General features: G+C 36.5%; 13 protein-coding genes. 9 read left to right on the top strand and 4 right to left on the bottom strand.

Going from position 1 to position 16912, the window contains the following annotated elements; genetic code table 11:
• From EO113_RS03090 to hydA, 4 genes are all read left to right on the top strand, one after another.
• Positions 1-558, top strand: a complete 558-nt coding sequence (locus tag EO113_RS03090) for a hypothetical protein (RefSeq protein ID WP_127135523.1) — start codon at positions 1-3, stop codon at positions 556-558.
• 126 nt (positions 559-684) lie between these two features.
• Positions 685-3594, top strand: a complete 2910-nt coding sequence (locus EO113_RS03085; protein WP_127135522.1) for an insulinase family protein — start codon at positions 685-687, stop codon at positions 3592-3594.
• Between the two features lie 381 nt (positions 3595-3975).
• Positions 3976-5439, top strand: coding sequence for an NCS1 family nucleobase:cation symporter-1 (locus EO113_RS03080; protein WP_062403377.1), 1464 nt, complete (start codon positions 3976-3978; stop codon positions 5437-5439).
• 52 nt (positions 5440-5491) lie between these two features.
• Positions 5492-6874: a dihydropyrimidinase gene (gene hydA / locus EO113_RS03075; protein ID WP_062403374.1), complete on the top strand. Its 1383-nt coding sequence runs from the start codon at positions 5492-5494 to the stop codon at positions 6872-6874.
• Between the two features lie 384 nt (positions 6875-7258).
• On the opposite strand, the gene EO113_RS03070 is transcribed toward hydA, so the two are convergent.
• The 4 genes from EO113_RS03070 to EO113_RS03055 all read right to left on the bottom strand — a co-directional run bounded on the left by EO113_RS03070 (position 7259) and on the right by EO113_RS03055 (position 11091).
• Entirely contained in the window at positions 7259-7645 is a 387-nt protein-coding gene (locus tag EO113_RS03070; RefSeq protein ID WP_062403373.1) for a hypothetical protein, read from the bottom strand.
• Between the two features lie 157 nt (positions 7646-7802).
• Positions 7803-8561 carry a TIGR03943 family protein gene (locus EO113_RS03065; protein ID WP_062403371.1) on the bottom strand — a complete coding sequence of 253 codons (759 nt, stop codon included), beginning with the start codon at positions 8559-8561 and terminating at the stop codon, positions 7803-7805.
• Positions 8558-10045: a permease gene (locus EO113_RS03060; protein ID WP_127135521.1), complete on the bottom strand. Its 1488-nt coding sequence runs from the start codon at positions 10043-10045 to the stop codon at positions 8558-8560. The genes EO113_RS03065 and EO113_RS03060 overlap by 4 nt, the downstream gene beginning before the upstream one ends.
• Positions 10046-10050: 5 nt before the next feature.
• On the bottom strand, positions 10051-11091 hold the full coding sequence (locus EO113_RS03055; RefSeq protein WP_164726304.1) for a GTP-binding protein: 1041 nt from the start codon (positions 11089-11091) through the stop codon (positions 10051-10053).
• A gap of 277 nt (positions 11092-11368) precedes the next feature.
• Here EO113_RS03055 and EO113_RS03050 point away from each other — a divergent pair, with 277 nt between their 5' ends.
• The 5 genes from EO113_RS03050 (at position 11369) to EO113_RS03030 (ending at position 16819) form a co-directional block, all read left to right on the top strand.
• Positions 11369-11854, top strand: a complete 486-nt coding sequence (locus EO113_RS03050) for a ferritin (protein WP_009372173.1) — start codon at positions 11369-11371, stop codon at positions 11852-11854.
• A gap of 460 nt (positions 11855-12314) precedes the next feature.
• Entirely contained in the window at positions 12315-12791 is a 477-nt protein-coding gene (locus EO113_RS03045) for a CtsR family transcriptional regulator (protein WP_127010920.1), read from the top strand.
• Between the two features lie 3 nt (positions 12792-12794).
• A complete protein-coding gene (locus EO113_RS03040) occupies positions 12795-13313 on the top strand; it encodes a UvrB/UvrC motif-containing protein (protein ID WP_127135519.1) in 519 nt (172 codons plus the stop codon).
• A 9-nt stretch (positions 13314-13322) separates the two neighbouring features.
• Positions 13323-14396 carry a protein arginine kinase gene (locus EO113_RS03035; protein ID WP_127135518.1) on the top strand — a complete coding sequence of 358 codons (1074 nt, stop codon included), beginning with the start codon at positions 13323-13325 and terminating at the stop codon, positions 14394-14396.
• Positions 14393-16819 carry an ATP-dependent Clp protease ATP-binding subunit gene (locus tag EO113_RS03030; protein WP_126941338.1) on the top strand — a complete coding sequence of 809 codons (2427 nt, stop codon included), beginning with the start codon at positions 14393-14395 and terminating at the stop codon, positions 16817-16819. Before EO113_RS03035 ends, EO113_RS03030 begins: the two co-directional genes overlap by 4 nt.
• Positions 16820-16912: the final 93 nt, after the last annotated feature.

Genomic DNA, 16912 nt, shown 5'->3' with positions numbered 1-16912 from the left:
ATGGTTTCTATGATGGCAATTTTTGTAGCTTTAGTATTGAATCGAATTTCTACACCCTTTCAACGTATGTTTTATGAACAATCGACGGTGAAGGAACAGCAAAAAGAAGAAGTTACAAAAGCTTTACAATTATTAGGTATGTTGGTGCTTGCTGTGTATGGTGTGACTGGGAATCTTACATTGCTAGGAATTGATGGAGTCACCATTGTACAGACTATTTGTGCTATTGCATTAGGTATGGCCCTAGTACAAGTGTTAGAAATTGTTTCCGTATCTCATTTGCGCCCTATTTTAGAAGGGCAACAAGTACCTAAGAATGTATATGATCGTTGGATTTGGGATACTATTTTTATCGTAGGTTTGTTGGCAGCGCATGTACGGTATAGCTTAGAATTTTCCTATATGATTCTTGCTTGGTTATTGTATATTCTGATTCCTTATGGAGTGACACGATATAATATGAGTCATGGCATTGCTTTTGGGATTGGTAGAAAAGCGTATAAATGGGGAACTGTCATTTGGATTTTTGCCGGTCTTATCCATTTGTTTGTATTATGATTCTCAGTGAGAACATGATATAATTAGTTAGCATTATGACAAAATGTTATACACATATATAACAACGGTCAGAACTAGTTTACTAGGGATGGCCGTTGCATGTTTAGTAGATAGAAAAGAGGTATTATGAAGTTAGATACAGTCTATGCAGGTTTTCGTGTAGAGCGAATTGAACCTGTTCAAGAGGTGAATGGCACAGCCTACATGCTTAAGCATGAGCAATCTGGTGCTCGTTTGTTATACATAGATACGGAAGATACAAATAAAGTATTTCATGTAGCATTCCGTACACCCCCTCATGATAGCACAGGGGTAGCTCATATTTTGGAACATTCTGTGCTGTGTGGTTCTCGCAAATTTCCTTTAAAAGAGCCCTTTGTTGAATTAGTAAAAGGCTCTCTGAACACATTCTTAAATGCTATGACATACTCTGATAAAACAGTGTATCCAGTGGCAAGTAAGAATGATGCAGACTTTCATAATTTGATGGATGTCTATTTGGATGCCGTATTCTATCCTCGTGTAGCTAAGGATCCGATGATCGTTATGCAAGAGGGATGGCATTATGAATTGGAATCTCCAGAAGATCCATTGACCTATAAAGGCGTTGTCTATAACGAGATGAAAGGGGTTTATTCCTCACCTGACTCTCAATTAGATCATCACAAGATGAAATTGTTATATCCTGATACTACCTATGGGCATGATTCTGGTGGATATCCTGACAATATTACAGATTTGAGCTATGAAAACTTTAAAGCCTTCTACGATTCTTATTACCATCCGTCCAATAGCTATATCTATTTATATGGAGATATGAATATTGAAGAAACCTTAGCATTTATCGATGGGGAATATTTGTCAAATTTCCAGGCTATTGACGTAGATTCTAGCATTGCTATGCAAGCGCCTTTATCTGAACCAGTGGTGGCATCTTTCCCATATGGTATTGGTAATGATGAAAGTGATAAGGGCAAAGCGATTCATTCTTTAACCTATGTATTCCCAGAAATGACATTTACCCAAAGCTTAGCCTTTGAAGTGTTGAACCATGCTTTATTTACATCTGGTTCAGCACCTTTGAAAGAAGCTTTAGTGAAAGCAAATATTGGTAGTGATGTGAGCGGTTCTTACATGGATGGTATTCGTCAGCCATTGTTTGAAATTAGTGTGACCGGTTCTGAAATCGAAAAGCAAGCACAGTTGCAAGAAGTGGTGGAAAATACGTTACGCCAATTAGTAGATACAGGATTAGATAAGGAATTATTAGAAGCCTCCTTGAATCGTATTGAGTTCATTTTGCGTGAAGCTGATTTTGGAGGCCGTCCAATTGGTCTTGCTTACGGCTTACGAGTGATGGATAATTGGCTATATGACAAAGATCCTATTGAGCTGTTACAATATGAACCAGTATTGAAAGCACTTCGTGAAGGATTATCCACAGATTTCTATGAAAACTTATTGCGTACCTATATCTTAGATAACACGCATAAAGGTTTAGTTTCCTTGTATCCGGAAAAAGGATTGCAAGAGAAAAAAGAACAAGAAGATGCGGCAAAATTGACGGCTATTAAAGCGGATATGAGTAAAGAAGAAATTGCCCATATTATCGACCAAACAGCGAAATTAAAAGAAATGCAACAGGCTGTGGACTCTGAAGAAGCGCTAGCAACCATTCCTTTATTAGAATTGTCTGATATTTCTCCAGTAGTAGAAGTAACACCACGTCATGAAATTGATCATAAAGGTATTCGTGTACATCACATTGATGTACCAGCTCGTGGCATTAACTATGTTAGCTTGTATTTCAATATGGAATCTTTGCGAGAAGATGAAGTATTCTATGCAGAGTTATTGTCAGATGTATTGGGCCGACTAGATACAGAACGTTTTACCTATGCAGAGATAGCAAAAGAAATTAATCTTCATTTAGGTGGTTATACGATGGATGTATTGCCAGTGTCTATCCATAATGAACGTGATGCATTTGTACCATTAGCGGTCGTTCGTAGTAAGGCGTTAGCATCTAATATTAGTCATTTAACATCTCTACTTGGAGAAATTGTAGGGCATACAAAATTTGATAGCCAAGAACGTCTTGTAGAATTATTAAAAGAAGGAAAGGCCATCTGGGATACAGAAGCATTCCGTCGTGGTAATACGATTGTTACTAACTTGCTTATGGCGAAAGTATCGAAAATTGGTAAATTTAGAGACCAAGATACATTAGGTTATTTCCGCCGTTTAGTCGAAGTCTTAGAGAATGAAACATTACTAGCTGGTGTGACAGAACAATTGATGAAAGTACAACAACGTTTATTCCGTAAAGATAACTTGGAAGTATCTTTTGTAGGTACTACTGAAGAACTAGAAACTTTCTTAGCACATCTAGATGATATCACTACTGTTTTAAGTGATGATAGTTGGGAAGCACAGCTAGAGATGACTCAATCCTATGTGAATGAAGGCTTAGCTACATCTGGTAAGGTACAATATGTGGCAAAAGGTGGTAACTTCCGTGATCATGGTGGTACACATACAGGTACCATGAGCGTCCTAGAAACTATGTTACGCTACGATTATCTGTGGAACTTGATTCGTGTACAAGGTGGAGCGTATGGAGCCTTTGCTAACTTCCATAATAATGGTAATATGGTATTCTGTTCCTACCGTGATCCAAACTTGGAAAATACATTACAAGTGTACGATGGATTGCCGACGTATTTACGTGAATTAGATTTATCTCCACGAGAAATGCGTAAATATATCATTGGTACTATGAGTGGACTGGATGTATCTAATACACCATTCCTACAAGGAGCTCGCGCTATGAGTTTATACTTTGGGAACACCAATGAAGCAAATATGACGGCTTTCCGTCAACAAGTCTTGGAAACAACAGTAGAAGACTTACGTGGATTAGCAGATGTCATTGAAAAAGTACTACAAGACAACCATATCGTAGTCATGGGTAGCGAACAGCGTATCAAAGAAGCAGAACAGCTTTTTGACAAAGTGAGTAACCTAGTACAATAACTTCATAAGAACATAGTAAAAGCCATACCCTATCTGGAGCACCAGAAGAAGGTATGGCTTTTGTGATAGCATTTATGGATAGTAATGCAGTATTAAAATGTAAGCCTATTTTTAGGGACGATATCATAGTGAAAAATATCTGAAATTAGTCCTATAAAACATACATGATATGAGTAAAAGGGATAGGTGTTATAAAATATTAATTTTACTAATTTAAAACTTGAATTTAACAATATGAATATATTTAAAATGAGAAATGCAAAGGTACATAAACAATATATTACAAATAAGTAACTTAACAATCACTGTTTTTATGTTAAAAAGATTGATTTAGAAAGTTGATAGATATATTATTAAGTTAATTAGAAAGGGGGAGTTCTTATGAAAGAACTGTTTCAAAAAAGAGTAGGAGATATTTATGATCTAACTCCTAAAGGCGTAGACATAATTAACGAAGGACCAAATGCGTATAGTAAAGCAACAGCCCCAATATCATCTGAAGATAGAGACTGGTCGACTAAAGATATCGCAAACTTGTGGGTTGGTCTAATTGTCTCTATTGCGGTTTATCAGGTGGCGAGTGGATTATTAGTTGCAGGCATGAATTGGTATGAAGCATTATTTACAATCATATTGGGTCATACTATTGTCATGGGAGTTGCAATCATTATTGGGCACTATGGTACAAGGTATGGGATGACATATCCATTGTTGGGAAAAATTATCTTTGGACCAAAAGGTTTAATATTTCCATCAATAGTAAGAGGAATATTAGGTGTCTTTTGGTTTGGTGTCCAAGCTTGGATTGGAGGACAAGCAACTTTTATAATTATTTCAACACTATTTCCCTCATTTTTAGAATTAGAGTTTATAGGATATTTTATTTCATTTATTATTTTTTGGATTATCAATGTATATATTGCAGCATCAGGCAATAAAGCTGTAAAATATCTTGAAGGTTTTTCCGCTCCCGTCTTAATTCTTCTTAGTTTTGTTGTAATTATATGGGGATTTAGTACAGCGAATTGGAGTTTAGATACATTATTATCTGCAAAAGTACTTGACTCAAAAGAAGGGGTAGGTTTTTGGGAGTTATTTTGGCCTGCTTTATCTGCTATGATTGCTTTTGATGGAGGTATTGCTTTATCAATGCCAGACTTTACAAGAAACTGCTTTAAACAGCGGAATCAAATAGTAGGACAATTAATAAGTGCTCCGTTAATGACTGGATATATTTCTTTTGTAGGGATTTGTGGTACAGCAGGAGCATATCTAGCTTTCAATAAGGAAATTTGGGAGCCAGCAATTATTGTAGGTAATTTTGAAAACGCATTTATCAGAATACTATTTTCCTTATTTATTATTTTTGCTGTATTAACAACTAATGTGGCAGGTAACCTTATTCCGCCGATTAACATTGTAGCAACTTATGTTCGTGGAAGATTATCTTATAAAGCAGTATCGATAATAACAGCATCATTGGCTTTACTAGCTCGTCCATGGGACTCTTTATCTAGCGCTTATCACTTAATTTTCGATGTTACACAACTATTGGGAGCGTTATTAGGACCATTAACAGGCATATATATTGTTTCATATTTATTTGAACTGAATAAAGAGATTGATATGGTAGATGCTTTTAAGACTACTGAAGGTAAATATTATTATAATAATGGCTGGAATATAAAAGCTTGTATATTATTTATAATTTTTACTGCTATTATTTTTGTAAGTAGAGAAGTGCCATCATTGCATTTTATATTTGATAATTCATATGTATATGGCGTAATAATCACAGGATTTATTTATTGGTTAATGCTTAAATTGGATAATAAACAAAAGTAGATATTATTAATAATAAGTTAAATGTTTAATTGCCTATTTATAGGAGTTTCTTATGAGAACTTTATTAAAGGGTGGAATAATTGTGACGGACACCCAAATATCCCGTGGTGATATTCTTATTGAAGAAGAAAAGATTTTGGCGATTGGAGATTTTAAGGACTCTGATGCTGATAAAATTTATGATGTTTCTGGTTGTTATGTTATGCCAGGCGGTATAGATCCTCATACTCACATGGAGTTGCAACAAAGTCCTGACTATCGCTCTGTTGACGATTTTTATACAGGAACTGTAGCAGCTGCAGTTGGTGGGACGACAACTATTTTGGATCATATTGCTTTTGGACCTAAAGGGTGTAACTTGCATTATTCAATTGATATTTATCATGAATTAGCCAAGAAGTCAGTTATAGATTATGGATTTCATGGAGTTATTCAAGAAGTTAATTCTAATATATTAAATGAATTAAATGATATCATTACTAATGAAGGCATTCCATCGTTCAAAGCGTATTCAACTTATGGCTATGCTATGACAGAAGTAGACTTTGCGTTACTTTTGAGACAAATGAAAATTTCAAAAGGAATTTTGACTATACATTGTGAAAATGATGCTATGACAAGGTATTATCAGTCTGAATGTATAAAAAATAAACAACTAGAACCCATTTACCATGCTAAATCTAGGCCTAATATGACTGAAGCTGAAACCGTGGATACATTGTTATCTATTGCTAAAATGGAGGGGGATGCACCGGTGTATATTGTCCATACATCTGCAAGAGAATCAGTAAAACGAATTGAACTGGCAAGAATGATAGGACAAAAAAATGTTTATAGTGAAACTTGTCCACAATATTTACTTTTAGATGAGTCTAAATATTATAAAGAAGGACCTATTGAAGGGACTAAATATTTGATGGCCCCACCATTAAGGACAAAAGAAGATCAAAATTATTTATGGAAAGCTATTACTAAAGGTAGTATACAGACCATTGGAACCGATCATTGTCCTTTTATGTTTGAACGGGATAAAAGAAAAGCTGCAAATAACTTTACATTAGCCCCGGGTGGGATACCAGGTGTAGAGGAACGTATGATTATTTTGTTTTCAGAAGGGGTATTAAAAAATCGTATTTCGTTAAATGATTATGTTAGTATTACTAGTACAAATGCTGCTAAAATATTTGGAATGTATCCGCAAAAAGGCTCTTTAGCTCCGCAATCTGATGCCGATATTGTTGTTATTGACCCAAGTAAAACAGGCGTAATTAGTGTCAAAAACCAGTATAGTGTTTGTGATTATAATACATATGAGGGATTAACAGTAAATGGAGAAGTACATTTAGTATTTTCACGTGGAAAATTGATAGCAAAGGATAGGCAATTCTGTGGGGCTAAAGGAGATGGGAAATTTATTTATAGAATGTTAAGTTGATATTAAACACGAATATAGAAAAACTAAGACCACGTTTATTATAATTAATAAATGTGGTCTTAGCTAATTAGAATATTTAAGCTATAGGTAATTTTTTGTCGTGTGTAAAAATTATTGGGGGGATAATTAATAGAACCATAAATTATCTCGAATAGTATAGGCCAAACCTATTCCGTGCGTCATATATTCAAATATTTTATGATGTGGGATTACAATTGAAGTATAATGTGTTCTCATTGTGTTGGTATAGTACCTCCACATATCAGTTGCTTATACATCTATATCTAGAAGATGCATATAGATTGTATAGAAGTTGCGAATATAAAGTGTGTATATTGGTGTAGAAAATAATACTATATTAGAGTTGGTATATTTAATATGGAATTAATAGATGTAATATCCATCAATATAATAAGGCCAACCAATGCTATTTATTGTATATAGGAAAATCTTGTTATTAGGGTCAACAACGGAACTATTACCTCTCATTGTATTGGTGTAATATCGCCACATATCTGTTTTATACTTGATGAAGTTCCATGTTAGTACTTCTTTTACTCTACCATTTTGTATACGCTTTACAGATACAGATATCCAAGGACCATTTTGGGATTTGCCATAAGAAATTGTGTCATCCATAATATAAGTATCTAGGTTTTCGTATCGATCGTAGCTTACCCAAATATCGGTCGCATTTACAGGTATTTGCATAAAGCAAAATAAGAACAGAGCAAAGCAAGAAGAAATTAAAGCGATAGTCATTCGTTTCATTAGAAGACTCCTTTCGATTTACATATATAGAAATATATTTATTATTTATTCTAACATAGGTAGTAGCAGTTATGAATAGTATATTAATAAAAACCACGCATATCAGTGATAATACTGACATACGTGGTTTTCTCATATCTTAATCATCTATTACTTATTAGTTAGGGAAAATATATCCATCGATAGCATCGGCTTGTGTAATTTTGCTGTTTACGATGTAAGGCTGTTCTACACCGTGGAAGTTACGAGTGCCGATAGTTCCTTCCATTGTATACCAAGTATGCTCTAATAATGGCGTAGTAGAGGAGTACTCAGTAGGTAATCCGAATGGTGACATATCTGCTACACAACAAATCATTAGATCACGAGCTAATACAAAATCGTTACCTTGTAATGCTTTGTCATGATAAGAAATATAGCCTGTAGCAGATACGGTATATCCTTTATACTTTTCAATGTGATTAGATACTTTTAAAATAGTATCGTAATAATTTCTAGATGTTAATGTAATGTGTCGATGCGTATCATCGATACCATCACCAATGTTTTTATAATCGTTCGTTGGAACTGGTTCTTTGGTAATGGAAATAACTTGATCTACCGGTTCTTCTGCTGGTAATGCAAAGGCTTGGGCATGGAAGATGGATGGACTTAATAGTAAAGTACATAATCCGTATAGGATAGCATTTCGATAAGAAGAGCCATAGGATTTACGGAATATGTTTTTGCTCGCTTTAATCGTGCTCCATAATAGTAATAATGTCAAGGCCCATAGTAAAGCGATGATATAGGAATTAGGGGCAATTAAGCGATAGATGGAGCCTGTTGTTAATAAATATAACAAGGACAGGCTGCAGCTAGCAGAGGCTACGACTTCTACCGCTGCGTGGATGTTAATTGTAGGAATGTATTTCATAGTGCATAACCTCCTATGATCGAAAATAGTATACATATAATCGTTGTTCCCAGAATAATGGAAATACTATATACTTTCACAAAGGAATTAGGGAACAGATTTCGTAATAAGACGTAGTTTTTAATGTCTAATAAAGGTCCAAACAGTAAGAATGCCAAGATTCCTGGTAAAGGAATGACGTTCATAAAAGACCGGGCGATAATGGCATCTGCAGTAGAGCAGATGGATACGCAAAAGGCGAGTGCCATCATGCCGAAGATGACTAAAATGGAGCCAGATAAGGATATATCTTGCAACCATTGTTTAGGTAAAAATAATTGTAACCCACTACTTAGTATAGACCCAATTATGATAAAGGGCAATAGGCGTAAGGTTTCTTCTTGTAATCTTCCGAAAAATCCTATGTCTTTTGACAGTGATTTTACTAGAGTTAATTGTTTCCATGGAGGGAATGCATCAGTACGACCGTAGATACGAGAGCCACAATATTGGCTTACAATAAAAGCTAGCAAAATTCCTAGTACAGGTCGTCCCCAGAGTATCGTAGGTTCTTTTGGGAACGCATAATACGTGGAGAGTAGTACAATGGGATTTAGCAAAGGACTAATCATCGTAAAGAATAGGCTAACTTTCGGTTCCATACCTTGCCGTGTTAGGCTGCGTAAGATAGGGATTACCGCGCAATCACAGAGTGGCATAGTACAAGCCATGATAATAGCTAGTATATAGGCAAATATAGGAGACCGATGTAAATATTTTTCGATACGATAGGGAGAGGCATATTGTTCTACGATGACGGAAATACCAGTCCCTAAGAGCAAGAATGGTATCATCTGTAATAAGATGGCCGTGGTCATAGTTACCCAATTAGGCTGTTCATAAAACATATATCCCAAGGCTAACAGGATAGGAATGATTGTATATTGTTTCCATCCAGGTTTAGACATTTGTATGGGTTTAGTGATAGGCCATTGCTTCACATCTTGGCAGGCAATCCAAGTACTATTAGGAGCTAATTCAGTATACTCTTTAGCCTTTTCTTGCGTAGTGTTGCCCAGTATGACTGTATCGCTATAGCGAATTTGTGAAAGGGGAATTTCCCCTAAATACGGTAATTGTGATTCCACCCATTCTGGATGGGTCACATAATAAATATGTTTAATGTCTAACATATCTCCTAAGGGAGAGTGTAGAAAAAGTGTTTCAAAATGTTCTAGGGACCCCATGCCATTCCATTCGATCCAAAGTTCACGATACTGATGATCTTGTAATACTTGCTGACAAGCGGAGATGGTGTTCTTGGGATCATCGTCGATGGGGAAAGTATGCACTCTTTCGTTGGAAAGAGCAGGACTTTGTAAGCCCTGCTCAAATTGAAAGAGAAGAACATTTGAAATTTTATGACTTTCGATACCAGATGTGATGGCACTTGTCTTTCCTGAACCGAGAAAGCCCATCACTACATAGGTGGGAATAGTTTGCATAAGTTCTATATTGTTCCGTTAATAAAAGACTGTAACGCATCATTGTTCAAAGATGGACCAATGATGGTTAAATATGAATCATGTAACGTGGTAGGAGTAATCTCTAAACCAGTTCCATTGTATTGTACCAAAGCTTGTCCACCTGTAGAAAGAGGAATGCAACCTTTTATGCGTAATATATGGCCGGTTGTATTCGTTTCAATGAGAGCTTTCAAATGGTGTTGCCACTCATCGATGGTGCGAGGTAAGGTACACTCCACGGTACATGTCAAGAAAGCATCTTTGGCTTGTGCATGATGAGCGATGTGATCATGATGGGGAATCTCAGGGTGATTCCGGGCTGTATGATGACCCTTATGGTTTTCAATATTCTTGTTAGGAGATAAAGCTGATACCGCTTGTTCTCGTGGATACATAGAAATATATTTTGCAAGTGTAATCTCTTTCCAAGGCAATATATATACAGGAGCTGCCGGGTTTAAGAGACGAATAATTTCTAAGGTGTTTTGTAGCAAATCTTCATCTTCTTGGTGGCTAATAAAGACTTGGCTAGAGTAAGCAATTTGATCTTTAAAGAAGACACCAAAGTTTTTATAATACATAGGTGCCCGCATAGCATCCACAATGGACACACAACCGGTGAGCTCAATGCGTTTTGCAATAGATGAATCTTTGCAAATAGCTAGAATATCTGATAGTTGACTGACTCCTGATGGTTCAATAATAATATAATCCACATCTTGGGTGTCTAAAATATCTACTAAAGCTCTACGAAAATCGCCGGCTAAGCTACAACAAATGCATCCAGATGTGAGCTCGCGAACAGTATAGCCTTTTTCTCGGAGGATAGCTCCATCTAAATTGACTTGACCAAAATCGTTTTCTAAGATTAAAACTCTTGTGGGATCTGGTAATTCTTGTATTAGTTGCTGAATAAAGGTTGTTTTCCCAGCGCCTAAAAAACCAGAGACGATATAGACTTTTACTTTATGAGAGCTTAAGTTTTGTTTAGCTCTAGTAAAAGCACGACTGATTAGCTTCATCATACATCTCACCTCCAATGTGTATAATGCTATATATAATACAATGAAAGTTTTCTTGCATAGATAGTATACTCTTTTTTTATCAGGTATGCATGAATGATTGAGCATTTCAGTCTTTGTAACTCACAACTATTATCAAAATACATGATAAATGATAAAAAATCGAAAAAAATAGAAAAAGAAGATTGATTTATTTCGATTTATCTGTTATAATGAAAGCACGATGTGGGAACACATCAGTGTATTGTCAATTTATAAATAGTATATGAGGTATAAAAATATGAATCAAAAAGTAGCACAAGCTCTTAACGAACAAGTAATTTTCGAATTTAATGCAGCATCCACATATTTAGCTCTTTCCTTAGCTATGGCTGATGCTAACTTCAAAGGTTTCTCCGCATGGTTACGTGCACAATACCAAGAAGAAGTAACTCACGCTTTCAAATTCATTGATTACTTACAAAGCAACAACGAAAAAGTAACACTAGGTGATGTAAAAAACACAGCATCTACATTGACTAATCCTTTAGAAGTAGCAAAAGCTGTATTAGCTCATGAACAAATGATTACTGGCAAAATCCACAATTTGTATGCATTAGCATTAGAAGAAAAAGATTATGCTACAGTATCTTTCTTGAACTGGTTCGTAGAAGAACAAGTAGAAGAAGAAGCGAATGCAACTGACCTAGTAGATCAATTCACATTTGCACAAGATAGCCGTTCTGCACAATTATTCTTGGACTCCAAATTAGGTAGCCGTCAATAATTGCTACACTCGCTCTTACAGTGAAGTGAGAACTTCATATCAAACCTATTACACATAAAACACACACAAACATAACAAACACACATAATACAAAACCTAACACACAACACATATAACACATATAACTAAACAAAATAATGATATTTGTAAGAGTGATGTTGTTTGCTAGAATATACAATAGGTAGCCTTTCTAATAGAGGGGCTACTTATTTTTATTGTGCCATCGATGTGGGGCGTTATTCGTATATGAATAGGGTCCTACAATTTTTTTAAACAAAAAAGTCAAAAAGTCAAAAAAGTATTTGACAAAGGTCAAAAAGTCAGATATACTTTAACCATAGAAAAGAACAAAAAGTCAAAAAAAGTGGTTGTCTCATTCATCATAAGAAGGAACTTAATTCTTTAAAAAAGTCTAGTTGTGATGATGGTACATCATGAATTAAAGAAATGAGGATATACTATGAGTATTTTAGCAGATAAAATTGAACAATTTATATTGACGAAATTGTTAGAGGAGCAGGAAGGTATTACGCTTAGGAGAAACGAACTAGCGGAGGCTTTGGATTGTGCCCCATCACAAATTAGTTATGTGTTGAGTACACGTTTTTCTAATGATCGAGGGTTCCTTGTTCAGTCTAGACGTGGACTAGGTGGATCTATCACAATTACTAGAGTTATGGAACCAGTGAGAAAACAAGTCTTGATTCCTTTAGAACAATCTCCACAACGTAATGAAGATGAACCTGCAATTACAATTGGTCACATTGACCAAGTATTATTTCAACATATGAAAGAAGCGCGTATTACAAAACGTGAAGCAGCGATGTTGCATGAAGCATTTGTTAGAATTTTACAAGATGTACCAGTGGAACGTAGAAAAGAAGCAGCGGAGCGTTTTTATCAAGCCATTATGAACATCATAAATGAGGAGGTGTAGACTATGAAATGTGATTCTTGTGGTAAAGAAAATGCAAACATTCATATGACATCTATTGTGAATGGAGCAAAAGAGGAGCATCATTATTGCCAACAATGTGCGAATCAAAAAGAGCAGGGAGGTGGAACCATGTTTTCCTCTATGTTTGATGATAGCTTTTTTAATAATCAATTTTTTGCCAATGTCATGTATCCTCAAAGTGCATTGGGGAATAGCAAACAGATTACTTGCCCACAATGTGGCATGACTATATCGGCGTTTAATCATCAAGGTCGATTAGGTTGTGATAGATGCTACGAAGCGTTTCGAGCACACTTAGTTCCCTTAATTAAGCGTATTCAAGGATATATTTCTTATGAAGGTCGCATTCCTCAACGAGGAGCGGCAGATTTGAAAGTAGAGCAAACTATTAAGCAATTACGAAATGAGCTAATTCAGGCGGTAAAGGAAGAGCAATTTGAAAGAGCTGCACAAATTCGTGATGAAATTAAGTCGTTAGAACAGTCTAAAGAATCAAATTAAGGAGGGTCTATGTTACACACTATTTTAGATGAGGCGTTGTCGCCTTGGATGAAAGAAACCGGCTTAGATCATCGCATTGTTTTATCTAGTCGCATTCGACTAGCAAGAAACTTTAAAGGAGTATCCTTTACAAATCGGGGAGATCTCAATGATTTAACTAAGGTTGATGGGTATATGCGGTCTATGGTTGCCCCTTTACAAACATCCTATGGTAAAAGCTTTTCAAAAATTAACTTGGCATCATTAAGCCCTATGGAACGAGATGTGCTAGTAGAAAAACACTTAATTTCTCCTAATTTGGCGACCCAGAGTCAAGAACGAAGTGTCATCATTTCTGAAGATTCTCGTATTGCCATTATGGTGAATGAAGAAGATCATTTGCGGATTCAGTCCATGGAATTAGGATTACAATTAGAAAAAGCCTATGAACGAGCGGTAGCTATTGATGATGTGATAGAAAGTAAATACGATTATGCGTTTTCAAAAGACTTTGGATACTTAACTGCCTGTCCTACCAATGTAGGAACGGGGATGAGAGCATCTGTGATGGTTCATGTTCCAGCGTTATCGATGACGGGCAAATTACAGCGTATTATTCGTAGTATTATCCGCATGGGCTATTCTGTACGAGGTCTCTATGGTGAAGGATCTGAGGGATTAGGCCATGTATATCAAATCTCTAATCAGCAAACGATGGGAATCAGTGAACAGGCAACGATTGACCAACTTTCACAGATTGTACAAGGTGTTGTAAAAGAGGAAGAAAAAGCACGGTCTGAATTATGGACTACAGATAAAGAAGGCATAGAAGATAAGGTGTGGAGGTCCTATGGAATTTTGACCCATGCACGCCGTATTTCAGGAGAAGAAGCCTTGGCCTTATTGAGTGATGTGCAGTTAGGCATAGATATGAAATTAATAGATGTGACCATGAACTTTCACGAAATGCTAGTCATTACAAGACCAAATTTTCTGGCCAAATTAGTGGGGAAAGAGTCGATGGGCTCGCAAGAACGTGATAGTCAAAGGGCACAAGTAATACAAGATACCTTGTTACGAGGTTCAAAAGGAGGAAGAAAATGATAGAAAGATATACAGAAGGGGCAAAACGTGCGTTAGCAATTGCCCAAGAAAAAGCAGTTGAATATAAACATAATTATGTAGGAACAGAGCATTTGTTGTTAGGCCTTGTGGAAGAAGAAAAATCAGTGTCTGCACGTGCGTTGCTAGCCTTAGGAGTAGAAGGAAAGGCATTGGAACAAGAAGTGATTCGTGCAGTTGGTAAAGGTACGCATAGTGGAGGCCAATTACAAATGACACCGCGTACGAAACATGTATTGGATTTAGCGCAACAAGCCGCCAATAGTCGTGGACATAACTACATCGGTACAGAGCATATTTTATTAGGCCTATTGTACGATGGTGGTGGGGTAGCCATGCAATTATTGGCAGCAAAAGGAATTCGTCCAGAAGATGTAGTAGAAAAAGTAAATGCTATTGTAGGTGGAGAAGAACCAAGTTCTAATCCAACACAAGGTACAGCTAGTGATTTAGGCGAAATTTCTGACTATGCTATAGATCTTAATGAAAGTGCAAAACAAGGCAAAATTGATCCTGTCATTGGTCGTGATACAGAAATTCAACGGGTGATTCAGATTTTAAGCCGCCGCACGAAAAATAATCCAGTTCTTATCGGAGAACCTGGGGTAGGTAAAACAGCCATTGCAGAGGGGTTAGCACAACGCATTGTCAGTGGTGATGTGCCGGATGTATTACGAGATAAGCGCATTATTTCTGTCAGCTTGAGTTCCATGTTAGCAGGAGCTAAATATCGCGGAGAATTTGAAGAACGTTTGAAAAAAGTGATGGATGAAGTGCAGGATCATGATGACATGATTGTATTTATTGATGAAATTCACACTTTGATTGGAGCAGGTGCTACAGAAGGAGCTATGGATGCAGCGAATATCTTGAAGCCAGCCTTAGCACGTGGCAATTTCCAAGTGATTGGAGCTACTACATTAGATGAATATAAAAAGCATATTGAAAAAGATGCTGCTTTAGAACGCCGTTTCCAACCGGTACAAGTGGGAGAGCCGAGCGAAGAAGATGCGTTATCTATTTTGAAGGGCTTACGTGATCGCTACGAAGCATTTCATAAGGTACAAATTACAGATGAAGCCTTGGCAGCAGCTGTACATTTATCAAGTCGTTATATTGCAGATCGATTCTTGCCAGATAAAGCAATCGATGTCATGGATGAAGCAGCATCGAAAGTGCGTATGGCTGTGTTTACAGCAACTCCAGATGTGAAAGCCTTAGAAGATGAGTTAGTGCAAGTACAAAAAGAAAAAGAGGCAGCTGTGACAGCCCAAGACTTTGAACGAGCAGCTACACTTCGTGATAAAGAAAAAGAGTTAGAATCTGACATTGCATCAAAACAAGAAAATAGCAAAAAAGATAACGAATCCAAGTTAGTGGTTACAGAATCTGAAATTGCTGCAGTAGTGTCTGAGTGGAGTGGAATTCCTGTTTCACGTGTGGCAGAGGAAGAATCAGAACGATTGCTACGTTTAGAAGAAGAATTACATCAACGTGTCATCGGTCAAGATGAAGCTGTAGTAGCTGTATCAAAAGCTGTCCGCCGTGCTAGAGCGGGATTAAAAGATCCAAAACGTCCAATTGGTTCTTTCCTATTCTTAGGTCCTACTGGGGTTGGTAAAACAGAATTAGCTAGATCCTTAGCATCCAATTTATTTGGCGATGAAAATGCTATGATTCGTATCGACATGTCAGAGTATATGGAAAAACATGCGGTGAGCCGTTTAGTGGGAGCGCCTCCAGGCTATGTAGGATATGATGAAGGAGGTCAATTAACTGAGGCTGTTCGTCGTCGCCCATATAGTGTGGTTCTCTTTGATGAAGTGGAAAAAGCGCATCCAGACTTCTTTAATATCTTATTACAAGTCTTGGATGATGGACGATTAACGGATAACCAAGGTCGCACAGTCGATTTCAGAAATACCGTGATCATTATGACAAGTAACTTAGGAGCGCAATATCTCAAAGAAGATGCGGCAGCTATGGGATTCTTAGCAGCTAAAGGAGAAGAAGAAAGTGGAAAAGATAAAGAGTCCATGAAAAAAGATGTGTTCCAAGCTGTGAAATCTCATTTCCGCCCAGAGTTTTTAAATCGTATTGATGAAATGATTGTCTTCCATGCTCTAGAAACAGAACAATTGCAAAGTATTGTGCGTATTTTATTGCAATCTGTGACAACACGATTACATGAACAAGGTATGGAACTAGAAGTATCTGATGAAGCTATGAATAAAATCGTGGCAGAAGGAACTGACTTTGCTATGGGGGCAAGACCTTTGAAACGAGCTATCCAACGGTTAGTAGAAGATCCAATTTCTGATGCTATCTTAGAAGGTAAAGCAGGAGAAGGTAAAACAATTCATGTAGTAGTAGAAAATGATGATATTGCGATTACTGTAAAGTAAAATAATAAACGAGCTATACATAGTTGTTATGAAGACAACTGGGTATAGCTCTTTTATAATGACTTATATTTATTTTACAGAACTCTGTTTTTC

This window comes from Veillonella sp. 3913, from assembly GCF_003992235.1.
Classification (GTDB): Bacteria; Bacillota; Negativicutes; order Veillonellales; family Veillonellaceae; genus F0422.
The sequence above is the reverse complement of the archived record's forward strand: the minus strand, read 5'-3'. Positions and strand labels throughout refer to the sequence as shown.